Annotated in this window: 22 protein-coding genes and 2 pseudogenes; 13 read left to right on the forward strand and 11 right to left on the reverse strand. The window is 41.3% G+C overall.

The window, feature by feature from the left end; all coding sequences use genetic code 11:
- Nucleotides 1-25 precede the first annotated feature (25 nt).
- A complete protein-coding gene (locus tag PQ461_RS11350) occupies nucleotides 26-991 on the reverse strand; it encodes a glycosyltransferase family 2 protein (protein WP_274205627.1) in 966 nt (321 codons plus the stop codon).
- Between the two features lie 124 nt (nucleotides 992-1,115).
- On the opposite strand from PQ461_RS11350, the gene PQ461_RS11355 reads away from it, so the two are divergent.
- The 5 genes from PQ461_RS11355 (at nucleotide 1,116) to PQ461_RS11375 (ending at nucleotide 5,633) form a co-directional block, all read left to right on the forward strand.
- Nucleotides 1,116-2,189: an SGNH/GDSL hydrolase family protein gene (locus PQ461_RS11355; protein ID WP_274205628.1), complete on the forward strand. Its 1,074-nt coding sequence runs from the start codon at nucleotides 1,116-1,118 to the stop codon at nucleotides 2,187-2,189.
- Nucleotides 2,190-2,326: 137 nt separating this feature from the next.
- Complete coding sequence (locus PQ461_RS11360) at nucleotides 2,327-2,596, forward strand: hypothetical protein (RefSeq protein WP_274205629.1); 270 nt, start codon at nucleotides 2,327-2,329, stop codon at nucleotides 2,594-2,596.
- Between the two features lie 106 nt (nucleotides 2,597-2,702).
- On the forward strand, nucleotides 2,703-3,362 hold the full coding sequence (rpe, locus tag PQ461_RS11365; RefSeq protein WP_274205630.1) for a ribulose-phosphate 3-epimerase: 660 nt from the start codon (nucleotides 2,703-2,705) through the stop codon (nucleotides 3,360-3,362).
- 162 nt (nucleotides 3,363-3,524) lie between these two features.
- Nucleotides 3,525-4,592 (forward strand): 3-phosphoserine/phosphohydroxythreonine transaminase, encoded by a 1,068-nt coding sequence (serC, locus tag PQ461_RS11370; protein ID WP_274205631.1) that lies wholly within the window; start codon nucleotides 3,525-3,527, stop codon nucleotides 4,590-4,592.
- A gap of 90 nt (nucleotides 4,593-4,682) precedes the next feature.
- Nucleotides 4,683-5,633, forward strand: coding sequence for a D-2-hydroxyacid dehydrogenase (locus tag PQ461_RS11375; protein WP_274205632.1), 951 nt, complete (start codon nucleotides 4,683-4,685; stop codon nucleotides 5,631-5,633).
- Between the two features lie 266 nt (nucleotides 5,634-5,899).
- On the opposite strand, the gene PQ461_RS11380 is transcribed toward PQ461_RS11375, so the two are convergent.
- The 4 genes from PQ461_RS11380 to PQ461_RS11395 all read right to left on the reverse strand — a co-directional run bounded on the left by PQ461_RS11380 (nucleotide 5,900) and on the right by PQ461_RS11395 (nucleotide 10,592).
- A complete protein-coding gene (locus PQ461_RS11380; protein ID WP_274205633.1) occupies nucleotides 5,900-7,297 on the reverse strand; it encodes an MBL fold metallo-hydrolase in 1,398 nt (465 codons plus the stop codon).
- Nucleotides 7,298-7,389: 92 nt separating this feature from the next.
- Nucleotides 7,390-9,222, reverse strand: a complete 1,833-nt coding sequence (locus tag PQ461_RS11385; RefSeq protein ID WP_274205634.1) for an ABC transporter ATP-binding protein — start codon at nucleotides 9,220-9,222, stop codon at nucleotides 7,390-7,392.
- Nucleotides 9,223-9,242: 20 nt separating this feature from the next.
- Nucleotides 9,243-9,809: a hypothetical protein gene (locus PQ461_RS11390; RefSeq protein WP_274205635.1), complete on the reverse strand. Its 567-nt coding sequence runs from the start codon at nucleotides 9,807-9,809 to the stop codon at nucleotides 9,243-9,245.
- A 6-nt stretch (nucleotides 9,810-9,815) separates the two neighbouring features.
- Complete coding sequence (locus PQ461_RS11395; RefSeq protein ID WP_274205636.1) at nucleotides 9,816-10,592, reverse strand: SAM hydrolase/SAM-dependent halogenase family protein; 777 nt, start codon at nucleotides 10,590-10,592, stop codon at nucleotides 9,816-9,818.
- A gap of 102 nt (nucleotides 10,593-10,694) precedes the next feature.
- Between PQ461_RS11395 and PQ461_RS11400 the strand changes: the two genes are divergently transcribed.
- From PQ461_RS11400 to PQ461_RS11415, 4 genes are all read left to right on the forward strand, one after another.
- Nucleotides 10,695-11,651 (forward strand): PhoH family protein, encoded by a 957-nt coding sequence (locus PQ461_RS11400; protein ID WP_274205637.1) that lies wholly within the window; start codon nucleotides 10,695-10,697, stop codon nucleotides 11,649-11,651.
- A 79-nt stretch (nucleotides 11,652-11,730) separates the two neighbouring features.
- Nucleotides 11,731-12,675, forward strand: a complete 945-nt coding sequence (locus tag PQ461_RS11405; protein WP_274205638.1) for a phosphoribosylaminoimidazolesuccinocarboxamide synthase — start codon at nucleotides 11,731-11,733, stop codon at nucleotides 12,673-12,675.
- A 53-nt stretch (nucleotides 12,676-12,728) separates the two neighbouring features.
- Complete coding sequence (locus PQ461_RS11410; RefSeq protein WP_274205639.1) at nucleotides 12,729-13,106, forward strand: STAS domain-containing protein; 378 nt, start codon at nucleotides 12,729-12,731, stop codon at nucleotides 13,104-13,106.
- A 22-nt stretch (nucleotides 13,107-13,128) separates the two neighbouring features.
- Nucleotides 13,129-14,040 (forward strand): ribonuclease Z, encoded by a 912-nt coding sequence (locus PQ461_RS11415; protein WP_274205640.1) that lies wholly within the window; start codon nucleotides 13,129-13,131, stop codon nucleotides 14,038-14,040.
- Between the two features lie 49 nt (nucleotides 14,041-14,089).
- Here PQ461_RS11415 and PQ461_RS11420 read toward each other — a convergent pair whose 3' ends face one another.
- Nucleotides 14,090-15,031 carry an MlaD family protein gene (locus PQ461_RS11420; RefSeq protein ID WP_274205641.1) on the reverse strand — a complete coding sequence of 314 codons (942 nt, stop codon included), beginning with the start codon at nucleotides 15,029-15,031 and terminating at the stop codon, nucleotides 14,090-14,092.
- Between the two features lie 33 nt (nucleotides 15,032-15,064).
- Nucleotides 15,065-15,976 carry an N-acetylmuramoyl-L-alanine amidase family protein gene (locus PQ461_RS11425; RefSeq protein ID WP_274205642.1) on the reverse strand — a complete coding sequence of 304 codons (912 nt, stop codon included), beginning with the start codon at nucleotides 15,974-15,976 and terminating at the stop codon, nucleotides 15,065-15,067.
- 50 nt (nucleotides 15,977-16,026) lie between these two features.
- Here PQ461_RS11425 and PQ461_RS11430 point away from each other — a divergent pair, with 50 nt between their 5' ends.
- From PQ461_RS11430 to PQ461_RS21235, 4 genes and pseudogenes are all read left to right on the forward strand, one after another.
- Nucleotides 16,027-18,720, forward strand: a complete 2,694-nt coding sequence (locus PQ461_RS11430) for a putative LPS assembly protein LptD (protein WP_274205643.1) — start codon at nucleotides 16,027-16,029, stop codon at nucleotides 18,718-18,720.
- 3 nt (nucleotides 18,721-18,723) lie between these two features.
- Nucleotides 18,724-19,986 carry a competence/damage-inducible protein A gene (locus tag PQ461_RS11435; protein WP_274205644.1) on the forward strand — a complete coding sequence of 421 codons (1,263 nt, stop codon included), beginning with the start codon at nucleotides 18,724-18,726 and terminating at the stop codon, nucleotides 19,984-19,986.
- Between the two features lie 61 nt (nucleotides 19,987-20,047).
- Nucleotides 20,048-20,530 (forward strand): annotated as a pseudogene (locus PQ461_RS21230) (biotin/lipoyl-containing protein); the annotation flags it as partial.
- Between the two features lie 618 nt (nucleotides 20,531-21,148).
- Nucleotides 21,149-21,853, forward strand: a pseudogene (locus PQ461_RS21235) (dihydrolipoamide acetyltransferase family protein); the annotation flags it as partial.
- Between the two features lie 85 nt (nucleotides 21,854-21,938).
- On the opposite strand, the gene PQ461_RS11450 reads toward PQ461_RS21235, so the two are convergent.
- The 4 genes from PQ461_RS11450 to PQ461_RS11465 all read right to left on the reverse strand — a co-directional run bounded on the left by PQ461_RS11450 (nucleotide 21,939) and on the right by PQ461_RS11465 (nucleotide 26,121).
- Nucleotides 21,939-22,727, reverse strand: a complete 789-nt coding sequence (locus PQ461_RS11450; protein WP_274205645.1) for a polysaccharide deacetylase family protein — start codon at nucleotides 22,725-22,727, stop codon at nucleotides 21,939-21,941.
- Nucleotides 22,708-23,661, reverse strand: coding sequence for a glycosyltransferase family 2 protein (locus PQ461_RS11455; RefSeq protein WP_274205646.1), 954 nt, complete (start codon nucleotides 23,659-23,661; stop codon nucleotides 22,708-22,710). The genes PQ461_RS11450 and PQ461_RS11455 overlap by 20 nt, the downstream gene beginning before the upstream one ends.
- The gene (locus tag PQ461_RS11460; RefSeq protein ID WP_274205647.1) at nucleotides 23,658-24,830 is read right to left on the reverse strand and encodes a glycosyltransferase family 87 protein; all 1,173 of its coding nucleotides are present in this window, start codon (nucleotides 24,828-24,830) and stop codon (nucleotides 23,658-23,660) included. The genes PQ461_RS11455 and PQ461_RS11460 overlap by 4 nt, the downstream gene beginning before the upstream one ends.
- A gap of 235 nt (nucleotides 24,831-25,065) precedes the next feature.
- A complete protein-coding gene (locus PQ461_RS11465; protein ID WP_274205648.1) occupies nucleotides 25,066-26,121 on the reverse strand; it encodes a homoserine O-acetyltransferase family protein in 1,056 nt (351 codons plus the stop codon).
- Nucleotides 26,122-26,137: the final 16 nt, after the last annotated feature.

A 26,137-nucleotide genomic window follows, 5' to 3' on the forward strand; every position in this document is an offset into this window, starting at 1 on the left:
TTTTACTTTATCTAAATTTTTTCTTTTAAGCGCTGATCACAGCAGGTCTTATAGTTTCTCCGTTCGCATAGATCTTACGCACCTGGTAAGTCTTTTTATTTTGCGATTCAAAATACGTGCGAACATTGATCTCGGCAAGTATCCCTAACGTAATGAGTTGCACACCACCTAACAGGCAAATTAAACCTAAAATAAGCATAGGTTTACCCCATATGTCGTGACCCATAATTTTTAGCACCAACAGGTAAGCATTGATCAGTATACCTAAAAAGAACACCACGAAACCAACACTACCAAAAAGGTGCATCGGCTTTTGAATATACTTACGGAAAAATACCATTAAAATCAGGTCACTGATCACCTTAAAGGTACGGTTAATACCATATTTAGATTTCCCGTGAATACGGGCATGGTGGTCAACGTCAACCTGTGTAATACGTGCGCCTTGCAGTTTTGCCAATACCGGAATAAACCGGTGCAGTTCGCCGTACAAGCCTAAACTTTCAGCAATTTCCCTGCGGAATATTTTAAGCGTACAGCCATAGTCCTTAATATATACACCCGTTAAACGGCGAATCAAAGCATTTGCTATTTTGCTTGGTATCTTGCGCAGCACCATACCATCCTGGCGGTTAGCACGGTTTCCGGCTACTACGTCCCAGTCTTCATCTTTTAGCTTTTGCAGCATAAAAGGAATATCCTTAGGGTCGTTTTGCAGGTCGCCGTCAAGCAGTGCAATATAGTCGCCGGTAGTATGGTCAATACCGGCCGTCATGGCGGTACTTTGCCCATAGTTTTTACGTAACTCTACTAACTTAATGCGGTCGTTAGCATTTTTAATAATTTCCTGCTGGGTGCCGTCGCTTGATCCGTCGTCAACAAAAACTACTTCATAGTCTATTGCAGAAAGTGCGTTGTCTATAGCGGTTATAAGCGGACTAATGTTATCCTTTTCGTTTAATACAGTTATTACAACTGATAATTCGGGCATATATCTAAATATAAATCGGGTGCAAAGATAAGCATATTTTAAAGGCTATCCTAAATACGGGTAACGCGCTCCAAAGTCTTGTAAATATGGCATTTGCATTTATATTTGCGCAAAACTGACACCTATGAAAAAAATCACATTGTTATTACTGCTCGCCGGGCTTTGCTTAAAAGCTTTTACGCAAAACATAATAAAAGCTAATGATCCGCATATCCATTATACGGGCCGCATACAGCAACAGGGTGATGCTGCAATTTTAAGCTGGTCGGGAAACTCGGCGAGTATAAACTTTACGGGGTCCGGCGTAAAAGCTTTATTAAAAGATGAGAGTGGCGAGAACTTTCTTAAAGTAATTATAGATGGTAAAGTATTGCCGGATATTACTGTTGACAGTATCCAGAAAACCTATACGCTGGCTTCAGGCCTAAAGAAAGGCAAACATCACCTGGAATTATTTAAACGCACAGAATGGGTATTTGGCAAAACCTGGCTTTACCAATTTATGCTTGATGAGGGCGGTCAGTTTTTAGAGGCCGATGCTGCTAAGAAACGTAAAATTGAATTTTATGGCAACTCCATTACCTGTGGCTATGCAGTATTAGATACTACCGGTAAAGACAGGGGAGATTCGCCTTATGAAGATTTCTGGCTGAGTTATGCCAACATCACTGCACGCCACTTTAATGCCGAGTACAGTTGTATTGCGCGTAGCGGAATAGGTGTTACCGTTAGCTGGTTTCCTCAAATTATGCCCGAAATGTGGGACAAGGTAATAGGGGAAGACACCACCGGCAAGTGGAATTTTAACCGGTTTACTCCAGATGTAGTTGTTGTCAACTTATTTCAAAACGATTCGTGGATTGTAAAAAAGCCTCAAAACGAAGAATTTAAGAAACGTTTTGGTGATAAGCCTCCAACCGAAGAACAGTTGATCAATGCTTATGCTGATTTTATAAAAGGCATCCGGTTAAAATACCCAAACGCACAGATTATATGCGCTTTAGGCAGCATGGATGCTACTAAGGCCGGTTCGCCTTGGCCGGGCTATATTGATAAAGCGGTTGCCAATCTTCACGACAATAAAATCAAATCACATTTCTTTGCTTATAAAAACACTTCCGGCCACCCAGGTAAAGCCGAGCAGAAAGCAATGGCCGATGACCTGATCGATTACATTAACGGTAATATTAAATGGTAAAAAAATTAAAACATTTTACCAAATCCGTTATTTACTAATAGATCACAAATTGTTTTGTGTTTCAAGTAATTATTTGAAACAGTTATTATTAAATCTGCAGTGGGTTATGATTTTTGATTTTGATGCTTTTTAACGGTATGTCTCCTGCAGCTGAAGACCCATTAAATTTTTTATCCGGACGACTGAGCGGGATAAACAATTACCCGCATGATCTGATACAAAATCTGCTGTATGAGATTGTACGGGTAAAAGAACTGATCAGGTATTACGAAGACATCCCTAACGGAGCAGGCCAGTTAGGCGCTTCAATACTTAACGAACTTGTTTCTGAAGCTTATCAATCACTCGTTAATTACGATACCGGCTTAATGAACAAATATTACGATCTTTTGCAGCAATGCGATTAATACAGTTCATTGTTAAATACATCAATATTTGCCTGCCGGATATAGTTAAAGGGATAAATCAACAATTGAACCACTTAACTAATCAACCATTATTTATATTTGAGCCATGAACCATCTGATTGCTCCGTCTATACTTGCTGCTGATTTTGGCAACCTGCAGCGCGATATCGAAATGCTTAACAACAGCGAAGCAGACTGGATACATGTAGACATTATGGACGGGATGTTTGTGCCTAACATATCTTTTGGTTTCCCGGTGATGAAAGCAGCGGCTAAACATGCCACTAAACCGCTTGATGTACATTTAATGATTGTTGATCCTGACCGCTATCTGAAACAATTTGCAGAGGCAGGGGCTTATGGCATAACTGTACATTATGAAGCATGCACGCATTTGCACCGCACGGTACAAAGCATCAAAGAATTAGGATGTAAACCCGGTGTTGCCTTAAATCCGCATACGCCTGTTGCCCTGCTCGAAGATATTATTAGGGATATTGATCTGGTACTGATCATGTCAGTGAATCCCGGCTTTGGAGGGCAGAAATTTATAGACAATACTTATAAAAAGCTGGCCGACCTTAAAGCACTTGCTGCACAAAGAAACCCAGCGTTAATCATTGAAGTTGACGGGGGAGTAGATGTAACTAATGTTGATAAACTGGTTAATGCAGGTGCCACAGCCCTGGTTGCAGGCAGTTCGGTTTTTTCTGCAAACAACCCTTCTGAGGCTATTAAGAGCCTAAAAAATCCAGTAAAAGCATAGATTTTATAGCTTAAAACCAACCCTTTGCTAATGTTTTTATTCACAGTGGTTTAAAAATATGGCTGTGTTAATAAATCATTGACTTTTTTGCCAAAGTTATATTTCATTTAATTAATTTCGGGGCGGCTACTCAATCAAATTAATAGCCCAAATCCAATTAATATGAAACATAATTTTGGTGCCGGACCAGGCATTTTACCACATGAGGTAATGAAGCAAGCTGCACAGGCAGTGGTTGATTTTAACGGAATAGGTTTATCCATTCTTGAGATATCGCACCGCTCGGCAGAGTTTGAGGCAGTACTTGATGAAGCTGTTAGGTTGGTAAAAGAGCTTTTAAACGTTCCGGAAGGTTACTCCGTTCTATTTTTACAGGGTGGGGCAAGCACTCAGTTTGCTATGGTTCCGTACAACCTGTTACCGCAAAATGGCAAAGCTGCATATCTGGAGTCGGGTGTGTGGGCAAATAAAGCATTAAAGGAAGCTAAATATTTTGGTGAGGTTGAAGTTGTTGCTACTGCTAAAGAAAGCAACTTTACTTATATCCCTAAAGATTTTACTATCCCTGCTGATGCTGCTTACTTTCATATTACATCAAACAACACCATTTATGGTACACAGTTGAAGCAGTTCTTCCCTTCGCCGGTACCGGTTGTTTGTGATATGTCTTCAGATATTTTCAGTCGCCCTGTTAACGTTGCCGATTTTGGCTTGATATACGCTGGTGCACAAAAAAATATGGGCCCTGCCGGTACTACTTTAGTAATCGTAAAAGACGATATATTAGGGAAAGCCGACCGCAAGATACCTGCTATGTTTAACTATCAAACACAGATAGAAGGCGGCTCTATGTACAATACCCCACCGGTATTTGCTATCTATGTATCTATGCTTACGCTGCGCTGGTTAAAAGCCAAAGGTGGTGTTGCAGCCATCAACGAAGAGAACGAAGCAAAAGCTGCTGCGTTGTACGAAGAGATTGACCGCAACCCATTATTTAAAGGTGTTTGTGCTAAAGAAGACCGCTCAAGCATGAATGTATGCTTTGTAGTTGAAAATCCAGAGCATGAAAAAGCGTTTTTAAAACTGTGCGATGAAAAAGAAATCGTAGGTGTTAAAGGCCACAGAAGCGTAGGTGGTTTCCGTGCTTCTATCTATAACGCATTGCCAATTACCAGTGTGCATGTGTTAATTGATGCCATGCAGGAATTTGCAGAGAAAAATAAATAGTAACGCTCACATTAGTTCAGTGGTGCAATTGTTCATTAGTAATAAGCGAACAAAACCAATGAACTAATGATACTAACGAATAGAAATATCATGATTAAAATATTAGCTAATGACGGTATCGACCCAATTGGTAAAAAACTGCTTGAAGAAGCAGGTTTTACCGTTGATACCCAAACCGTTCCTCAAGATGAATTGTCGACCAGACTACAGGATTATGATGTAATAACTGTGCGTAGTGCAACCAAGGTACGTAAAGCATTAATTGATGCTGTGCCAAACTTAAAAGCAATTGGCCGCGGCGGTGTAGGCGTTGATAATATCGATGTGGAATATGCCAAAGAAAAAGGCATCCCTACCTATAATACACCTGCTTCATCATCATTATCTGTTGCTGAACTTGTTTTCGCGCACCTGTTTACCGGTTCTCGCTTTTTACAAGATAGCAATCGCAAAATGCCGGTTGAGGGAGCCACTAAATTTAACGACCTGAAAAAGTCTTATGCAAAAGGTGTTGAACTGCGGGGTAAAACAATAGGTATTATAGGCTTTGGCCGTATTGGCCGCGAAGTTGCCAAACTTGCTTTAGGTTTGGGCATGCGTGTATTGGCTTATGATCTGTATCCTTTCACTCCGGAAATCGAAGTGACTGTAGGACTTTCTACAGTTGTTAAAGTAGCTGTTGAAACCGCATCTGTAGAAACTATTATAGCCGAAAGCGATTTTGTAACACTGCACACGCCATTTATTGATAAGCCGCTACTTGATGCTGAGGCTTTCGGTAAAATGAAAAAAGGAGTAGGGGTAATTAACTGCTCTCGTGGTGGTTTAGTGGACGAGTTGGCACTTATTGATGCATTAAACAGCGGGCAGGTTGCTTTTGCTGGATTGGATGTTTTTGATAACGAACCAACTCCACGTGCTGAAATTTTAACACATCCTAAAATATCATTAACGCCACACATCGGTGCTTCTACCAACGAAGCACAAGAACGTATTGGCGTTGAACTGGCTACCTTGATTATTAATCATTTTAAGAAATAGTCAGAAACGTCTGTAAACAACAACGGCTTCCTTATAGGAAGCCGTTGTTGTTTTATGCTTTATCATCATGTAAGCGCATGTCTGGGATTGCTTCTCCGCCATACGGCGTATCGCAATGACGCATGTAATAGAGGATTTAGGTGGGGCTACTAATCCGTGTCATTATTCATTATGCTTATGTCATTTTGACGAAAGGAGAAATCTTTAACTAAGTGAATCATTAGATATCTCACTTCTTTCGATATAACAAACCAAAGAACTAATTTTTACAACTCATAAGCCAATCCCTTTTCAGGGATGGTTACGTTATAACCCTCGTCCGCTACTGCCTGTGAAAATGCCTCCATACTTTCGGGGTCGCCATGCACCAGAAAAACATTTCTTAGTGATGCCTTATCCTGTTGCTTAACATTTAACAATAAATCCTCGTGATCGCCATGGGCACTGAACAAGTCTGTCTGTTTGATGGTTGCATAAACTGCCAGTTCGCGGTCCTTGATATGCACAACAGGGTCGCCTCGCAGTAAACGATAGCCTAATGTACCTTTGGCGCAATAGCCAATAAACAGAATAGTACAGTAATAATTCTGGATGTTATAAAACAGGTGATCCTGTATACGGCCACCTTCCAGCATACCTGCAGATGATATGATAATGCAAGGCTCCCAATAATTTGAAACCTGCCTGCTATCCTTCAGGCTTTCAACGTAAGTAAGGTTATCGAATTCAAATTCGTCACCCTGTGTTTGATAAAAGCTTTGCGCTTCCTCGTTAAGCAAGCTATGGTGCTTTCGGAAAGTATTAGTTGACCTTGCAGCCAGCGGACTATCTACAAACACCTTTACTCGCGGTAATTTACCACTGCTAAACAATTTGTTAAGCGAGAATACTAATGCCTGTGTACGGCCAATGCTAAATGCAGGAATGATTAAGCGGCCCTGTTCTTTGATACAAGCCTTCTCAATAGTCTCTGTTAAAACCTCTTCAATGGTTTTTTCTTTGGTATGGAAGCGGCCACCATAGGTTGACTCTGTTACCAGGTAATCTACTTTAGGCAGCTGTTGCGGATCGTTTAACACCGGATAGTTTTTACGGCCAATATCTCCTGTAAAAGCAATTGTCTTTTCTTCTCCGTTATCATTGATCTTTAATATCGCCGCAGCAGCACCCAACAGGTGACCTACAGGAACAAATGTTAGCTCAATGTTGTCATTGATTTGAAAAGACCTATTAAAGCCGATGGTAATAAAACGCTCGGCTGTATCAATCACATGTTTTTGCAGATATAGTGGTTGGCTGTTACCGCCATGATGGTGGCGCCCACGCCTGTGCTTGCGGTTTTTATGTGCCTTATGCTGAAAAATACTTACAGAATCCATCAACAGTAACTCCGTAAGTTCAGCTGTAGGCGGGGTACACAAAATTTGTCCGCCAAATCCCATACGTACAAGCGTAGGCAAATTACCGGAGTGATCTATATGTGCATGGGTTAAAATAACTACATTAATCTCTGCCGGATTGAAAGGAAATTCTTCGTTCTCCTGCAAACTACGGCCTTTCTCATAATCAAGGCCACAGTCGATTAATATTTTATATCCGGAAACCTCGAGCAAATGCATGCTTCCCGTAACCTGTCGGGCTGCCCCGTGTATCGTTAGTTTCATTTATTAAAAATTCGTTTGCTCCTAATTCAGCGAAACATCAGTAATATATACATTATTTAAGTATAACTAATGCCTGCGGAGTCAGTAAGCTTTTAAGAAATATCAAATTGCAACTGGCTTAAATGCCTGTACAATCCGTTCTCGTTTCCGATAAGTTCTTCGTGGCTGCCACATTCTGTAATAACACCCTTATCTAAAACAATGATTTTGTCTGCCTCGCGAATAGTTGACAAACGGTGTGCAATGATGATTGAAGTACGGTCTTTCATCAGTTCTTCAAGCGCCTCTTGAACTAAACGCTCGGACTCGGAGTCTAATGAAGATGTAGCTTCATCAAGTATCAGGATAGAAGGATTTTTCAGTAAAGCACGTGCTATGGCAATACGCTGCCGCTGACCACCAGACAGTTTAACGCCACGTTCGCCAACCATCGTATCATACCCTTCCGGAAAGTTAGTGATAAATTGGTGTGCGTTAGCACGTTGAGCTGCTTCGATCACCTGCTCTTTTGTTGCGCCTAACTTTCCGTAAGTAATATTTTCTAATATAGAACCGCCAAACAACAATACGTCCTGCGGTACTATAGCTACCTGGTTACGGATATCCGTCAAAGCAAAACTGTCGGATGTTTTACCATCAAAAGATATCGTTCCGGTTTGCGGGCGGTAGAACTGCAAAATAAGTGATGCCATGGTTGATTTGCCCGAGCCACTTGGGCCTACAATGGCAATCTTTTGTCCGGCAGTTGCAGTAAACGTAACATCCTTTAAAACCGTTATCTCCGGACGGGAAGGGTAGAAGAAAGTAACGTTATTAAAACCGATATTTCCGTTAAGCACTTGTCTTACTTCATTTTCGGCGGCATTGATAGAAACATCCTCGCCAGGTTCGCTTAAAATCTCTATAACACGCTCGCTTGCGCCTACAGCCTTTTGAATATTAGCCCACAAATCTGGCAGGCTACCCATGGCCGCGCTGATAAAGGCTGCATAAACAATAAAGGTTGTCAGCTTACCGAAAGTAAAGCCATGATCGTGTATTGACACCAGATATGATCCATACCATATCTCGCCGAATATAGCCCCGAACAAACAAAATACAATAAAGGCACCAAACATACCGCGGTACTTAGAACCTTTAATGGCCAGGTCAACCACGGCACGCAGGTTACGGTCATATCGGGCGGCTTCATAAGCTTCATTTACAAAAGCCTTTACGTTGGCAATGCCTTGTAACGTTTCTTCCACTATGGTGTTTGAATCGGCCAACTTATCCTGTGCCTGGCGTGATAGCTTTCGGATGAACTTTCCGAAAAAGATGGCAAACGCTATCATAAACGGCAGCACCACCAACAAGGCAAGCGTTAGCTTAATTGAAACTACCATCAATAAAATAGTACCGCCCACAAGCATTATAGATTGTCTTATTACTTCGGCAGTGGTAGTTGTTAGGGTATCCTGTATCTGCGATAGATCGGCAGAGATACGGCTGTTTAATTCACCAACCCTGCGGTTGGAGAAGAAATTCATAGGAAGGGTAATCAGCCTAAAGTAAGTATCGCGCCTGATATCTGCCAATGATTTTTCCGCCACCTGTACAAACCATGTAATACGGAAGTAGGAAACAAAAGCCTGTATAAAAAGCACAACCAGTGCAATTTCGCCTATGGTAGTTAAGTTAGCCGGTATAAAGCTATAACGCTGTTTCCCCTGTGCTGCATCAATCAATGCACCGAAAAACCCCGGAAATGCCAACCCCGTTAAGCTTGATAATATCAGGAATATTAAGCCGCCAATAAATTTTCCACGGTAAGGTTTTATATAGCTTAAAAGCTTGCCAATGTTCTGCAGGCTTTGCTTATTTATTTTTGCTTTAGGTAATTCTTTTTCTGCAGCGTTACCGCTGTTCAATCTTGCTCTCGCCATCTTCAATCAAATGTGCGAAATTAAGCTTTAATCCGGCGTTTACTCATTAAAATCAATAAAATTGACGATACCATGAGAACAATAACCACACCCAGCCACAGATGTGCCTTATCAACCGAATGCTGCTGCTGTTTTAGCTGCTTGCTCAGCTTTTCATTGGCATCCCGCAGGTGATTAATGGTGTTCATATAAGCTAACGTATTATCCTGCGTTTGCCTGGCCTGATATTGATTAGCCTGTTGTTCAAATTTTTGCGATTCAAGCTTTGCTGCCTGAGATTGTAGCTGGCTGGTACGGAACTTCAGTAAAAGCTTAATCTGATCCAGCATGGCATTATCCGTATTTACGATATCCATTAATATCGTATTCGAATTTTTGATATCTTTTTTGGTTTGCATCCCAAATATCCCGGTATGCTTGCTTAAGCTTGATTGATAATCATCAAATTTCACCGCACGCTGTACCAGCATATCATTAATTTTCTTTCGCTGGTTTTCGTACGCTAAAGAATCTGCATTGATCGTTTTTTGAGCGAAGGAATTCTGGATAAGCAGGGCGCTTATCGCTAACATCAATAATTTTTTCATAGGCTTTTATTCAAAGTCAATGATTACGCTGTCACCTAAGTTTAAACCTAACAAGCCACTTGCATTACCTTTATTAATGGCTATTTCAAGGTGATCACTGATACCGAAAAGGCATAGTTTTTCGCCTTCGGGCACTTCGTTATAGTGCCAGCTTAAATTGGTGATGGTTTCGTTACGTTTAAAATATAACGTAAACCTGCGCCCATGTTGTACTTTGTTAAAGAGGTCTTTGGTGATGTTGGTGATCACATTCTGGAAAGAATCGATATAGATCACCATGCCTTTTATCAGGTTACGTTCAATTACCGGCTGCAGGTTCATTTTCTTTTCGATACCAGTAATTGGCAAACCGATCTGATTTAGTTTTCCGCCTTTAGCTAAATGACAAGCTGCCTTTACAAAGATATCTGCCAAAGGGAAGTGCAGGAATTTAAGATCCTGCATAATATTGATCTCAACCACTTCATCAGGGTCGTCATCAAACATCAGCGAGAATATGCCATTATCTGCACCAACAAAGCAATGTCCTTTATAACTTAAAGCCAGGTAACGGGTGTGCGTATTAAAAACGGTATCGATACCAATAAGGTGTACAGTACCTTTTGGAAAATAATGATAACTATTTTTTAAAATGAACGCGGCTTGTTGTACATTGAAGGCAGCAACGCTATGGGTAATATCAACAATACTTACGGCTGGCAACAAACTTAATATACTGCCTTTAAGAGCAGCCTGGTAGATATCTTTATCGCCCAGATCAGTTGTTAATGTTATTATTGCCACTACTTTTTTAAATATTATTGTTAATCTTGTGCAAGCGATTACACGGTGCAAATATTAAATTTTTTAACCAATAAATATCGTTAACTATAAAATCAGTTAGTATTGAACGAACTTAAATTATCTTTAGAAAACATAAATCCGGCTGTTTTGTGGGGACCTAACAATGATCATTTTGAGATCATTAAGAAGCAATATCCCAAGTTAAAAATAGTAGCCAGAGGGAATGAAGTTAAGGTGCTGGGAGATGAACATGAGCTGGGTGTTTTCAGTGAAAAATTCGGCCATCTGCTAAATCATGTCGAAAAATTCGACAATCTTAACATTACAGACATTGAACGTATCCTGGGTTCGAAGGTACAATTGCCCGAGCCTGAAAATACAAATGATAAATCAACCACCGGTGAGGTAATTGTTTTTGGGCCTAACGGTATTTTGGTTAAAGCCCGTACAGCAAACCAGCGCCGCATGGTTGATAGTATCGTTAAAAGCGATATCCTTTTTGCCATTGGCCCCGCCGGTACCGGTAAAACATATACTGCGGTCGCCCTGGCATGCAGAGCATTGAAAAACAAGGAGATAAAGCGAATTATCTTAACCCGGCCTGCAGTTGAAGCAGGGGAGAACCTTGGCTTTTTACCCGGCGACCTTAAAGAGAAAATAGACCCGTACCTGCGCCCGTTATATGATGCACTTGATGATATGATTCCGGCTGAAAAGCTGAAAACATACTTAGAGAACCGCACTATTGAAATTGCACCATTAGCCTTTATGCGCGGACGTACGCTTGACAATTGCTTTGTGATATTAGACGAAGCGCAAAATGCTACGGATATGCAGCTAAAGATGTTTTTAACCCGCATGGGGCCTTCGGCAAAGTTCATTGTAACCGGCGATGTAACACAGATCGACTTACCTAAAAAACAACAGTCGGGCCTGCATACAGCACTGCGTATTTTAGCAGACATTAAAGGCATTGAAATTATTTATTTAACCGGCGAAGACGTAGTACGCCACAAACTGGTTAAACGTATTTTGGAAGCTTACGGTGATATACAGTAAAATTTAAAGTTGAAAGTTAAGAGTTATCAGTTATATATCTTATAATACTGGGAACTGTTAACTGACAACTGACAACAATATGGATGCTATAAAAGAAACACACTTTAATTTTCCGGGTCAAACATCATTTTACAAAGGCAAGGTTCGCGATGTTTATACCATCGATAACAAATACCTTGTTATGGTGGTAACTGACCGTATATCAGCTTTTGATGTAGTTTTGCCTCAGCCTATACCATACAAAGGCCAGGTGCTTAATCAAATTGCTGCCAAATTTTTAAAAGACACTGCTGATATTGTACCTAATTGGGTAGCCAGCGTACCTGATCCGAGTGTTACCATTGGCCGTATCTGTGAGCCTTTTAAAGTTGAAATGGTGATACGCGGATATTTAGCGGGACATGCCTGGAGAGAATACAGCGCAGGTAAGCGCGAAGTATGCGGCGTGCAATTACCCGAAGGCTTAAAAGAAAATGATCAACTGCCGCAGCCTATTATCACGCCAACAACTAAGGCCTCAGTTGGCCACGATGAAGATATTTCAAGAGAAGATATTATAGCAAAAGGTATTGTTGACAGTGCCGAATATGAGCAGTTGGAAAGATATACCCGTGCTTTATATCAACGCGGTACAGAGATAGCAGCCAAACAGGGTTTGATATTGGTTGATACTAAGTATGAGTTTGGGAAAGCGGATGGCCAGATCTATCTGATCGATGAAATTCATACCCCTGATTCATCCCGTTACTTTTACAGCGAAGGTTATGCCGAACGCCAGGAAAAAGGGGAGCCTCAGAAGCAGCTATCAAAAGAGTTTGTGCGTAAATGGCTTATTGAAAATGGCTTTCAGGGTAAGAACGGGCAAACTGTACCAGAGATGACGCCTGAGATAGTTAACTCAATATCTGAACGTTACATTGAGCTTTATAATCACATCACGGGAGAGGCTTTTGTAAAGCCCGAAGGTACCGATGTTTTAAAGCGTGTAGAGGATAATGTTAATTCGGCGCTTGCCGGTTTGTAATTTGTTATTGTAGCTAAAATAAGTTTATATTAGCTTCTTAATTTGAATAGATAATGAAATTTGCGCTTGATAAACATGAGAAGTATGTGGTGTTGAAACTTAATGAATCAAAACTGAATTCATTATTTACTCCTCAACTTAAATCAGAACTGATATTGATAAATACCGAAGGCCAGCGCAACATTGTGCTTGATCTTAGCCAGGTAAAATTTGCTGATTCATCAGGCCTTAGCAGCCTTTTAGTCGGACACCGTTTGTGTAAAAACAGCGAAGGTGTGTTTATACTTTGCGGATTAAGTGAATCTGTTAGCCGTTTGGTAACCATTTCACAATTAGACACTGTTTTAACCATAGTGCCATCCGTTGAAGAAGCTATTGACCTCATCTTTATGGAGGAAATAGAAAAAGAACTAAAAAAAGAAGCAAAATAAGCCTTTTATATGTTTACCCCACATGAAGTTTGAGGTAACTATATTAGGAAGCAGCTCTGCAACCCCCATTTTTAATAGAAATCCAACAGCACAGGCGCTTAACATCAATGAGCGCCTGTACCTGATAGATTGCGGCGAGGGTACACAACAGCAGATGCTGCGCTTTGATATAAAAGCAAGCCGTATAGACCATATTTTCATCAGCCATCTGCATGGCGACCATTATCTTGGGCTTGTAGGCTTGTTATCCTCCATGCATCTTAATGGCCGCAAAAAACCGTTAAAGTTATTTGGCCCTGCGCCGCTTAAAGAAATCATCGATCTGCAGTTTAAGTATTCAGATACTAACCTGCAATACGAAATTGAGTTTAAAGCCACGGATGCTACTACAGCAGAGGTGATATTGGAGAACCAGGATTTAACAGTAACTACTTTTCCGCTTGATCACCGTATACCCTGTACAGGGTTTCTGTTCAAACAGAAAAAAACATTAAGAAAGATCATTAAAGAAAAGGTAGAAGCTTTAGAAATACCCATTAATTATTACCCTTTGCTCAAACGCGGGCAAAACTACGTAGCACCTGATGGCACAGTTTACGCAAACAACGAGCTAACCGTTGATTCGAGTACGCCTAAATCTTACGCCTACTGCTCTGATACGATATACAACCAAAATTATTTTCAGTATATAAAGGGTGCCGATACCCTTTATCACGAGGCTACCTTTTTGCATAACATGCTCGACAGGGCCCAGCAAACTTTTCACACCACTGCCTTTCAGGCTGGTGAAATTGCAGCTCATAATGAGATCAGTAAATTACTGATCGGTCACTTTTCAGCCCGTTACCGCACGCTGGATGATTTACTGATTGAGGCGCAAAGCGTATTTCCTGATACAAATCTTGCTATTGAAGGGAAAACCTTTGAGATATAAAAAAAGCCGCTTTTTATTAAAAGCGGCTTTCATTTCTATAGACTTCTAATTAATCTTTTTTACCGAACACAGAGAAATGTACATAACGGCTTGGGTGTGCCTTAATGTCAAGGAATAACTGGTTAAGGTTAGCCGATGCATCGTTTAAGTTGTTGTACATCTTATTATCATTAATCAACAGCGATAATGATCCTGTACCGTTATTAATTTTGTTAATGGTAGCTTGCAGATCAGCAACGGTTTTATTCGCATTCTCTAATGTTTCTTTTATGCGGGAATTTGCCAGATCATTACTAACAGTTGCAAAATTACCGGTGATGGTATTTAAATGGCCTGAACTTACTTTTAAATTAGCCGATACTGCTTGTGCGTTAGTCATGATACCATCTATATGGCCGGATTGCGAACCCACAATTCGATCAATCTTTTTAGTTGTACCTTCCAGTGTTTGCAATGAATTAGCAATACTCATAAAGCTGCGGTCAACATTTTTCTGAAAGTTTGGATTCAGTATTTTATTCACTGAGGCAAGCGTCGAATCCATTTTGGCGATCAACTGTTCAGCCTTTTTTTGTACTGGCTGTAAACTTTCGGCAAGGCTGCCCTGTACATCGGCACGCAGCGTGTCCTTGTCTTCTGCGTATTCCTTGCTTGTACCCAACTCAAATACAATGGCTTTGCTTCCTAAAAGGTCGGTACTTTCTAATTTAGCAAGCGTATTAACAGGTACATTATATTGGTGTTCAATTTTGAATTCAACAATGGTACGACCGTCTGGCTGTAATTGCATTTTCGACACCTTGCCAATAGGGAAACCGTTTACCAGTACCGGCTTAGATACGGTTAACCCTTCAACACTTTTATATATGGCATAAAAGCGGTTAGAACTGGAGAACACGTCGTTTCCGCGCAGGTAGCTGTAACCTAATATTAATATGGTAATACCTACAACAGTTAGTACGCCTATTTTAGTTTCGTTAGTTATTTTCAAAATTGTGTATTTAGAGTTAAAGTATATATTTCCTTAATTAGGCTGTTCTAATTCTTTTTTATATGTTTTAATTGATCTTACAATCGTACTTACTATTTCGTTTTGCCCATCTTCCGAATTTAGGTAAGCCTCGTCTTTAGGGTTGTTGATATAACCAGTTTCAACAAGTACCGCCGGCATTGCACTGTGGCAAAGTACCAGCAGGCTTTGTTCCCTTACACCTTCGCTTGACCGGCCATCATTTTGTGTAAACTCATCATTTAAGATGTTGGCCATACGTATACTGTTCTTCCTGTACTTATTTTTAAAAGCGTTGAGCAAAATCATTTGCGTAGGGTCATTAAAATCTACACCTCCACCATTAACATCTTTTTCCTCAAATAAGTTTTCCCTTATTGCTGCGGCTTCTTCTTTATCGCCTCCGGTTTCGTCGCCATGACGGTGAAAACCATAAACTAACAATAAAACACCACGTCCGGATTGGTCGGGAACCCTTCTGCGTCGGCCGCCAACGGTCACCAATCTATCAGGCAAAGAATTACAGTGCAGCGAAATAAAAAGATCGCCTTTAGCCTCATTAGCTATGTCAGAGCGCTTTTGCCACAGGATATCATCATCCGTGGTGCGTGTCATTACCACGCGTACATCGGGCAAATCTTTTTGTATAGCTTGCTGCAATTTAAATGCTAATGCCAGCGTTACATTCTTTTCGACAGAATATGAACCATATGCGCCAGGCCTTTTGCCGCCATGTCCGGCATCAACCACAATTGTTTTTATACGATACCCTGCTGCCGTGCTGTCTCTCTTTAAACTATCGGCAATACCGTGTGAAAAAAGAGGAAGAGAAAGCAATAATAAAGAAGTAGTACAAATCAAGCTTTTGAATGCCTTATTTTTCATTATTTTTGAACCTTGTTCTGAAACTGCAAAAATACTATTCATAACTAATTTTGAAATTCGCCCGGTTAATTTTTCTAATATCGTTTATTTTCATGGCGGATGTAGTGTTTGCTGCGTCTGATAACGCTTTTTTAAAGCATTTATTGGCGTTTGACACAACTATTAGACGCGATACCGTACCAAAGGTAAAAACACCCACGGGTAAAAAACCTAACGGCAAAGGCAAGGCTGGCAATGCCGCGGCCCGTGATACCACAAAATCAAAGGGTGGGCTGCAGTCTGTTGTAAAAGCGGTTGCAGAAGATTCCACTTACACAGATAACACCCGGAAGATTATCTACCTGTATGGTAAGGGTAGGGTCACGTACGAAGATATTGAACTTGATGCAGATTATATAAGGGTTGATCAGAAAAAACACCTGATTTTTGCCAGCGGACGTAAAGATCCCAAAACCGGCAGGTACACCGGCAGGCCTATTTATACACAAAAAGGGCAAAAGCCAGCCTATGCCGACTCTATGTACCTGGATTATACCACTAAAAAAGGGAAGATTTATAACCCGGCATCAGAACAGCAGGGTAACTTTTTATCAGGTGGGTTGGCAAAAAAGCTTAACGAAAATGAGGTAGCTTACAAAAATGTGATCTATAGTACGTGCGATTTGCCTTATCCAGATACACACTTTGGCATTGTTATTACCAAAGGTATCGCAGAAAAGAAACAGATCATATCTGGCCCGGCTTATCTTGAGATTGCGAACGTGCCCATACCTATAGGCTTACCTTTTGCATTTTTTCCCAAACCAGATTCGCGTACTTCGGGTATTATGCTGCCAACATTTGGTGAAGATGCCAGGCTGGGTTTCTTCTTGCGTGATTTCGGTTATTACCTTGCTTTAAATGACAATATTGATCTTACCAATACGGCAACACTATATTCAAAAGGATCATTTGAAGTAGGAACGGTTGCACGCTACCTCAAAAGATATGCTTACACAGGTACACTAACCCTGCGTTATGGTAACCATAATTATGGTAACCCCGGCGACCCGCGTACACAGGACTTTAATATTTTGTGGTCGCATTCGCAGGATCCTGCCGCACACCCCGGCTCGGTGTTCAGTGCATCGGTAAATGCAGGTACGCATAGTTATTATACCAATACGCCAGCCCAGCAAAACTTTAGCATACAGCAAATTACTCAAAATACCCTTCACTCATCTATTACCTACGCTAAAACATGGGCAGGTACACCTTTTAACATGAACGTGGGTTTAGAGCACAGCCAGGACCTTCAGCAGAAAACCGTTAGCTTAACGCTGCCAACTGTAAGCTTTAACATGGCCAGTATTACTCCTTTTGATTCAAAAGACAGGGTTGGTGAACAAAAATGGTATCAGAAAATAACCATAAGCTATACATCCACTGCAAAAAACAGTGTAGTGAGCGTACCCGAAAATCAATTATTTACAAGCAAAACACTTACTGAACGTTTTCAAAGCGGGTTTCAACAAAACATTCCGATTAACCTGAGCTTAAACTTCCTTAAATATTTCCAGTTTAACCCAAGTTTCAATTATAACGAATATTGGAATTTCCAGACGATCAATCAGTATTACGACCGTAACAACCTGATCAATCCCACATCTCCGGTTATTGACACAGTAGGTGGGTTTAAGCGTGCCGGTACTTACACCATAAGTGCAGGCCTGTCAACTAAGGTGTACGGTACCATGCAGTTTAAAAAAGGCAGGCTAAGAGCTATAAGACACGTATTAACTCCGAATCTTAGCTTCAGCTATAACCCTAACTTTGCCGATCCTTCTTATGGGTACAACAAAACTATTGTAAGCAGTGCTACTGTGCCATATCCTTATACGGCTACAACTTATAACATCTTTCAAAATTCGGCTTTTCCGGTTTCTTTACCCGGTCGGCAGGCTGGTATAGGTTTATCTATTGATAATACTTTAGAAGCTAAGGTGCGCCCTAAAGCTACAGACACATCGCAGGTTGATAAGAAGATACAGTTGCTGCAAAGTTTAAGTTTCTCTACTTTTTACAATTTCGTAGCCGACTCTTTCAAGCTTACCCCAATTTCGTTTTCTGCGCATACAGCTGTGTTTAATCAAAAAGTGAACATCAGCTTTAGCGGTACCTTAAACCCTTATGTTGTGCGGGTAGTCGATTCTATTTCAAACAACACATTGGTGCGTACGCCTGTACTTGTTAACCGTTATACCTGGCAGGATGGGCATTTGCCGCGTTTAACAGCGTTCCAGGTATCGGCTGATATGAGCCTTAATTCCAATGCCAAGCGTAGTATGGGTAATACACAAACCAATATCAATGCATTAGGAAATACGCCTGGTTTAACGCCTCAACAGGCCGAAAGATTAGCTATGGTAAATCAGGATCAGAGCGCCTTTGTTGATTTTAACGTGCCCTGGAACGTTAATCTTAGTTACAGCTTTGTTTATACCAATAACGGCTTAATCCCAACCATAACCCATACCATACAAGCCCGTGGCGATGTCAACATTGCTCCAAAATGGAAGGTAACTTATTACAGCGACTTTGACATCAGGCATCAGAAAGTAAGTACCTGCCAGCTGGGCATTTACCGCGACCTACATTGCTGGGACCTCTCTGTACAATGGGTACCTTTCGGATATTTAAAAATGTATAGTGTAATGTTACGTGTTAAGGCATCAATATTGCAGGACTTGAAACTTAGCAAACGAAGTGACTACACCAGCAGTCAATACTACAATCCTTATTATTAAAACATGCTTGCCGAAATTATAACCATTGGCGACGAAATACTGATAGGACAGATCGTTGATACCAACTCTGCCTGGATGGCTACCCGTTTAAACGAGGCCGGCCTGCGCATAAAACAGATCTCGTCCGTATCTGACGACCGCGAACATATATTAAAAGCACTTGCCGAAGCACATAATCGTGCTAATGTAATTTTGATCACTGGCGGCCTTGGCCCAACCAAAGACGATATTACAAAAAAAACATTGGCCGATTACTTCGGAGTTGGCTTTAAGCTGGATGAGGGCGCGTTAGAAAATGTAAAGCGGATATTTGCCAAATTTAATCGCCCTTTGCTGGATGTGAATTACAAACAGGCGGAAGTACCGGAAAATTGCGAGGTGATACAAAACCATAATGGTACCGCACCCGGAATGTGGTTTATGCATCAGGGTAAGGTTTATGTATCAATGCCCGGCGTACCGTTCGAAATGCAGTATATGATGGAAGAAAGCGTTATTCCGAAATTAAAGGAACTTTATCATCTTCCGCAGATACTGCATAAAACGATATTGACAGTAGGTGAGGGCGAATCCTTCCTGGCTGAACGCATTGCCGATATTGAAGATAGTTTACCCGCTACTATAAAATTGGCCTATTTGCCTAAACTTGGTATGGTAAGGCTAAGGTTGAGTGGTTACCAGGATGCCGGTGGTGAATTACAATCTCAGATAGATCATTACGCTTCGTTAATTACAGAGCGAATTGGAAATGTGGTAGTTGCGCTTGAAGATATTGAACTTGAAAAGGCCATCCTGAATAAAATGGCCGAAAACCACCTTACCCTGTCAATTGCAGAAAGTTGCACCGGAGGTTACATATCTCATTTATTTACCAGGCATGCCGGATCGTCTGAAGTGTTTTTAGGCGGTGCTGTATCGTATTCATATGAATTAAAGGAAAGTATACTTGGCGTTCAGAATGAAACACTTTGGCAGCATGGCGCAGTAAGCGAAGAAACGGCTACTGAAATGGTTGAAGGCGCACTGTTAAACTTTAAATCAGACTTTGCTATTGCTGTTACAGGAATTGCCGGTCCGGGGGGAGAAACGCCCGACAAACCCGTTGGCACAGTTTGGATTGCGGCCGCCACAGCAGGTAAACGGATGGTAAAGAAATTCACATTTGGCAGTAAAAGGCAGCAAAATATTGAACGGGCCGCCACAGCTGCACTTGGAATGTTGAATACTTTATTAACAGATGTTCTGAAAAGCGGCGAAATAGTTTAAATTTGGCTGTTTAATTTACTAAGGTAACTCTATGTCTAACTACCAATTGTTGCTGCCGAAGATGGGTGAAAGCGTTGCTGAAGCAACCATCATCAAGTGGCTAAAAAATCCCGGAGATTATATTGAGGCGGATGAAGCTGTTTTAGAGATCGCTACTGATAAGGTAGACTCTGAAGTGCCGTCGCCTGTATCGGGTAAATTGGTAGCACAATTATATGTGGTTGATGACGTAGTACAGGTTGGTGCACCAATAGCATTAATTCAAACTGAGCAAAATGCTGCTGATTCTGAACCAGCTCCATCAGCACCACAACCTGTAGCAGAATCAGTGCCCGCGCCGCAACCAGCAATACAGCAGCCAGTGGCAGCTCAATCACCTGAGCCGGCACAAGCGCAAAATATACCCGGTGTTGATCAGTTGCAAAGCAGAACAGAACCCGCACAACAAGAACCACAAAGCCAGGCAGGATCTGGCAGATTTTATTCGCCACTTGTAAAAAGCATAGCAAGCCAGGAAGGTATTTCCCTTGCAGAACTTGATACGGTACCCGGCACAGGTGCCGAAGGACGTTTAACAAAAGACGACCTTCTCAACTACCTGCAGAATCGTAATAAACCACAACAGGCTGCACCCGCACAACAAGCGACAGCACCAGTTGCACAAGCACCTGCTGCTCCGGCACAAGAACCGGTTAAGCAGGAACATGCTCCTCAACCTGTTGCAGAGGCTCCGAAACCGCAGCCAATACAGCAACAGCCTGTGGCTCAACCTCGTTTTGAACCACCTGTTCAACAACAAGCCCCTGTACAAGCAGCGCCTCAGCCACAACATGCGCCATCAGTACAGCATGTACAAACGCCGGTATTACCGGTTGAGCAACCTGTACAACAGGTGCAACAAACAGTACCGCAGCCCGCACAGTCACAGCAACAACAACCGGTATATCAGCAGCAGCCAGCATACATGCCGCCACCGCAGCAGATGTACCAGCAACCTCAATATGTAGTTTATCAGCAGCCGCCACAGCAAATATTTGTGCAGCCGCCAACATATCAAACCCCTCCGCCGGTATATATTCAGGCTCCGCAATATCCAGAGCCGCAGTTTATACAACCTACCGAGCCTAAAAAAGCGGGTAACGGTATTTCTGTAGGCGCAGAAGATGAAGTGATTGAAATGGATCGTATGCGCAGGCTTATAGCCGAGCATATGGTAAACAGTAAGCACACTTCGCCGCACGTAACTTCGTTTATAGAAGCTGATGTTACTAACCTGGTACTATGGCGCGAGAAAGTAAAACAGCAATTTGAAAAACGCGAAGGCGAGAAGCTGACCTTCACCCCAATATTTGTGCAGGCAGTTGCACGCGCTATAAAAGAAATGCCGATGATCAATGTATCAGTTGATGGTACAAATATCATTAAGCGTAAAAATATAAATATTGGTATGGCCACCGCATTACCAAGCGGTAACCTGATTGTGCCGGTTATCCGCAAGGCTGATGAGTTAAGCCTTACAGGATTAGCCAAAGCGGTAAATGACCTTGCCGACCGTGCGCGTAAAAACAAATTGAAGCCGGAAGAAATTAAAGACGGAACCTTTACCATAACCAACGTAGGTACATTCGGCAATGTGATGGGTACACCTATCATTAACCAACCTCAGGCGGCAATACTTGCACTTGGCGCAATTAAGAAAAAGCCTGCAGTAGTAGAAACCAAGAGCGGAGATGTGATTACCATTCGTCACATGATGTTCTTGTCCTTATCTTACGATCACCGCGTGGTTGATGGCTCTTTAGGCGGCTCGTTCATCAAACGCGTTACCGATTACCTGGAAGCCTGGGATATCAATAAAGAATTATAATTCTGAAGACATTATTGTCATTCTGAGTGAAACGAAGAATCTGTTTAAATCATTTAGATTCTTCACTTCGTTCAGAATGACATTTTCATTGTTGTTTTTTTACAACCTTCTCCACAAACTCATCGGTACGGCTGAAAGTATAGCCTTTGCTTTTTACCCAGCTTATAAATTCGGTTAAACGGCTAACAAAAGCATCACCCGTATTTTTTACCACATAACCCGGAAAGTTATATTCCTGCGGTTTATTAAGGTCGGTAAACTCCCAAGGGTGGAAATAAAGGTTAAGATATCCATCTTTTTTATGCGTGATCTTACTTAGCCACTTAAGCAAGCCTATTGGCAGATTGTGAAAGCTTAACCAAAATAGTGGGAAGCGTATCAACGGCGAAACTGACGATGGTAGTTGCAATACATTTTTAAAGTAAAACCAGGTACGCGGCTTATTAAAGTTATTGTATCGGCCCGGTAAAAAAGTTGGATTGATCGAAGAGTTATAAACGTATCCAGCTTTCTCAATCTCGCTTTCATCAACGGGCATCATACGCGCCATGCGGTAGCCTTTAACTGCATGTCCGCTTATTTCTTCCAGCTTTAGCTTCGATTGTAAAAGATGTTCAGGTTTAAAATCTGAATGGTAATAACCATGTGAAGCAACCTCGTGACCGGCATCAATCATTGCTTTGATCATCTCCGGTTTATGCTGGGCATAATTGGCCGTGCAATAAAAAGTGGCTTTTATTCCGGCTTGCTTTAAGATATTCAATATCTTATTAGTGCCTTCGGTTGATACGCTTAACTGTTTATCAAATGCCAACTCTTTGCCATACTCAAACGGCATATCAAACTCTTCAATATCAAAGCTTAACAATATCATCTTTAACGCGTATCAAATTTGTAGAACGAACAATGTAATTAGGGCGCTGCTTAGCCTGCATGAACAATTTGCCAAGATACATCCCTATAATGCCCAATACCATCAACTGCACACCTCCAAAAAATACAACGGTTGCCAAAATTGATGTCCACCCCGAAACCACATGCCCCGAAAAGTAGCTGATTAAAATATAAGGAACATACAAGGTTGCTAATAACGAAAAGAACAAGCCCAAACCTGTAGCCAGATATAATGGCCTTACGCTAAAAGCAGTAATACCCTCTACCGCAAAATGCACCATCTTTTTAATGGTGTATTTGCTTTTACCCGAGAAACGTGCTTCGGCAGTGTAGTGGATGCCATATTGTTTAAAGCCGAGCCATTTAATCATGCCGCGCATAAAAATGCCGGTTTCATTAATATTGTTCAGCACGTTGGCCACCTTACGATCAATCAGCCTGAAATCGGCAGTACCTTTTTCAAGCTTGGTGTCCGAAAGCGAGTTTATCATCTTGTAAAACAGATCCGAAGACTTGGTTTTGAAGATGGTTACCTCGTCCTGGTATTCACGGCAGGTGTATACCACATCGTAGCCTTCTTCCCATTTTTGTATAAATTGCGGGATCAGTTCGGGTGGGTGCTGCATATCACCGTCAAGGCTGATGATACAGTCACCATCGGCGTAATCATAACCAGCCTTCAAGGCATTTTGGTGTCCGAAATTACGCGACAATTCAAGGTAATACAGATGATCGTCTACAGACGGCAATCCCTTTAATTTGTCGAGCGTACCGTCAGAACTTCCATCATCAACAAATATTACTTCATAATCGTATGGTAGTTGCTGTAGCATAGCTACCAGCCGACTGGCCAGCATTTCGATATTGCCGACCTCATTAAACGAAGGTACAACTACCGATATTTTTTTTCTCATTGAACAGCAACAGGTGCAACAGCGGATTGGCTGTTGAATTTTCTTGTTAAAGTTTCATATATAATCCTCAGCCATATCACAAAGCAAGGCAGTGCTTTAAAGGCATAAGGTTTTATGTAATGCTTATTAATGTATTTGGGGAAAAGGTCTGAGGGTGAAAGGCTGGTGATTAATAGCGCAAACACCAGCAAAAACACCTCAAACCCGATAACGGGCCTGTCAAGGTTCATAAACCAAATAGCTACACCGGTAAATGCAATGATATAAGTCGGCGACTCTGACCCGGTACTGAATATTACCGTAAATATTAAAGTTGAAGCCAAAAGCAGCAAACGGAAATGCGTGTTGCCAAATTCTTTTATACGGAGATAAGCAGTAGCAAAAAGCAACATGCCGGGTAATATTACAATAGCATTTGATAACTGTGGGTACTTAAATATCCGCCGGATCATACCCATTACCGATATATCCTGCATGGTAGATATGGTATTTTCCCCGTTTTTATGGGCAAGGCTTACATACCAGTCATGATAAGATTGCACTACAAATTGTGGAGAGGATATAGCCATTGGCAACACAAACAAAATGACCGACCACATGATAAACGTCCAGATGAAGCGCAACTTGTCTTTAGAAAAGAAAAAGAATGCCAGGCCAACAATACCATAAAGTTTAATCATGGTACCCGCTACAATGAGCAGGGTAGCCCACATGTCCTGTTTACGATTGACAAATACAAAGCTTAGGATAATAATAGCCGCCATTGACGGGTTAAACTGAACAGCAAATGCTGCCGTCATTAACTCGTGCGCACATATTAATAACACTGCCAAACGCTGATTAATAGTGAATGGCAACTGCCATATTGCCCAGTAAAGTATAGCCGCATTAAATAGCACCCATAAAATGGCGCCAAAACCGTCGGGTAAATAGGAGAAAGGTGCGATTAACAATCCAAATAAAGGCCCGTAATGGTTGGTGTCAAAATAGTACGGCTGTGGATTGTACAGATTTTGCTGATGCGTGAGATTTATAAATACGTATTTATAAATGAAGTAGTTATTAAAATGCCCATGTGCTACCTGTTTAATCACAGCAGCAAGACTAAGCCCAAACCATAAAACCGTTACGAAATATTTATTCAGGAAAATCTTCTCAAGCCTGGACATTAGGTTTTGTAATCACGTCGTTACAAATATAAAAAAATAAAGGTTCCGCTATGCAGAACCTTTATAAAACAACATCAGGTATTAATGAACGATGGTTTTTCGCTTCGCGTTTGACCCCTCATAGCTCGGCAACCAATCGTCCTGACTAATACGATGTACGATATTAAATGGTTGCCGGTTTTAATAAAATCTTAAAAAAAGCTTTTTATTTTCAATTATTTTATCAAAATAATAATTAAGCAGTTTGTTGCAGCTCAATAATCTTGCCTCTGACATCAGTTTTAAAAAAAGAGTTGATAATGTTGGTCAGTGCTTCTGTCTCTATCAAAAAGCCATCATGACCGTAAAATGAGTCAAGTTCTGCAAAAGCGGCTTTGGGTATATGCTGAAATAAATACTGCTGTTCTTCAATAGGGAATAAAAAATCTGAACGGATACCGATCACCAGTGTTTTAGCTTTTATAGTGCTCAATGCTTTTTCAACCCCACCGCGGTTACGGCCTGTATCATGCGAATCCATCAATTTGGTAAGATACCAGTAGCTGTAAGCATTGAACCTTTTAACCAATTTTTCGCCTTGATAATTTTGGTAAGATGATGCCCTGAAATTATCAGTGATATTATCTGCACTTTCCTGCTGGGTAAGATTATACGTTTTATAATTACGATACGATAACAATGCGAAACTGCGTGCAGCTTTTAAACCTTTAGCGCCGCCATCAGGTTTGTTGGCATAAAAAGTACGATCGGTAGTGATAGCCATACGCTGCGACTCGTTAAAGGCAATTCCCCATGGTGAGTGACGTGCATTTGTAGCAATCAGGATCAGGTTTTTAATCCTGTCGGGCTGATCTATGCTCCATTCCATTGCCTGCTGGCCGCCAAGCGAACCACCAATTAATATATTGATCTGGTCTATACCCAAATGATCTGCCAACAGCTGATGTGCTTTGGCAACATCACGGATGGTAAATTGCGGAAAGCTTAAATAATATGGTGAACCAGTAACCGGGTTTGTACTGAGCGGATTTGTAGTGCCATAAGGGGAACCAAGCACATTAGCACATACAATAAAATGATCTTCAGGATTGAACAGATTGTTATCGCCGAACAGGCCTTTCCACCAGTCAAACACATCGGAATTTGCAGTGAGGGCATGGCATACCCACACTACATTATCGCGATGTTTATTTAACCTACCGTATGTATGAAAACCTATCTCGAGGCCGGACAAAGTTTGACCCGACTCTAAAACAAATTCTTCTGTATGCTGATATATTTCTGGATCCATTGTATTATTCGGTGCT

The organism is Mucilaginibacter sp. KACC 22063, from assembly GCF_028736115.1.
Classification (GTDB): Bacteria; Bacteroidota; Bacteroidia; order Sphingobacteriales; family Sphingobacteriaceae; genus Mucilaginibacter.

Bases quoted from the DNA above. Each gene is read 5' to 3' on its own strand.
- PQ461_RS11350 (WP_274205627.1), bottom strand. From the start codon at position 991: ATGCCCGAATTATCAGTTGTAATAACTGTATTAAACGAAAAGGATAAC.
- PQ461_RS11355 (WP_274205628.1), top strand. From the start codon at position 1,116: ATGAAAAAAATCACATTGTTATTACTGCTCGCCGGGCTTTGCTTAAAA.
- PQ461_RS11360 (WP_274205629.1), top strand. From the start codon at position 2,327: ATGTCTCCTGCAGCTGAAGACCCATTAAATTTTTTATCCGGACGACTG.
- rpe (WP_274205630.1), top strand. From the start codon at position 2,703: ATGAACCATCTGATTGCTCCGTCTATACTTGCTGCTGATTTTGGCAAC.
- serC (WP_274205631.1), top strand. From the start codon at position 3,525: ATGAAACATAATTTTGGTGCCGGACCAGGCATTTTACCACATGAGGTA.
- PQ461_RS11375 (WP_274205632.1), top strand. From the start codon at position 4,683: ATGATTAAAATATTAGCTAATGACGGTATCGACCCAATTGGTAAAAAA.
- PQ461_RS11380 (WP_274205633.1), bottom strand. From the start codon at position 7,297: ATGAAACTAACGATACACGGGGCAGCCCGACAGGTTACGGGAAGCATG.
- PQ461_RS11385 (WP_274205634.1), bottom strand. From the start codon at position 9,222: ATGGCGAGAGCAAGATTGAACAGCGGTAACGCTGCAGAAAAAGAATTA.
- PQ461_RS11390 (WP_274205635.1), bottom strand. From the start codon at position 9,809: ATGAAAAAATTATTGATGTTAGCGATAAGCGCCCTGCTTATCCAGAAT.
- PQ461_RS11405 (WP_274205638.1), top strand. From the start codon at position 11,731: ATGGATGCTATAAAAGAAACACACTTTAATTTTCCGGGTCAAACATCA.
- PQ461_RS11410 (WP_274205639.1), top strand. From the start codon at position 12,729: ATGAAATTTGCGCTTGATAAACATGAGAAGTATGTGGTGTTGAAACTT.
- PQ461_RS11415 (WP_274205640.1), top strand. From the start codon at position 13,129: ATGAAGTTTGAGGTAACTATATTAGGAAGCAGCTCTGCAACCCCCATT.
- PQ461_RS11425 (WP_274205642.1), bottom strand. From the start codon at position 15,976: ATGAATAGTATTTTTGCAGTTTCAGAACAAGGTTCAAAAATAATGAAA.
- PQ461_RS11430 (WP_274205643.1), top strand. From the start codon at position 16,027: ATGGCGGATGTAGTGTTTGCTGCGTCTGATAACGCTTTTTTAAAGCAT.
- PQ461_RS11435 (WP_274205644.1), top strand. From the start codon at position 18,724: ATGCTTGCCGAAATTATAACCATTGGCGACGAAATACTGATAGGACAG.
- PQ461_RS11450 (WP_274205645.1), bottom strand. From the start codon at position 22,727: ATGATATTGTTAAGCTTTGATATTGAAGAGTTTGATATGCCGTTTGAG.
- PQ461_RS11455 (WP_274205646.1), bottom strand. From the start codon at position 23,661: ATGAGAAAAAAAATATCGGTAGTTGTACCTTCGTTTAATGAGGTCGGC.
- PQ461_RS11460 (WP_274205647.1), bottom strand. From the start codon at position 24,830: ATGTCCAGGCTTGAGAAGATTTTCCTGAATAAATATTTCGTAACGGTT.
- PQ461_RS11465 (WP_274205648.1), bottom strand. From the start codon at position 26,121: ATGGATCCAGAAATATATCAGCATACAGAAGAATTTGTTTTAGAGTCG.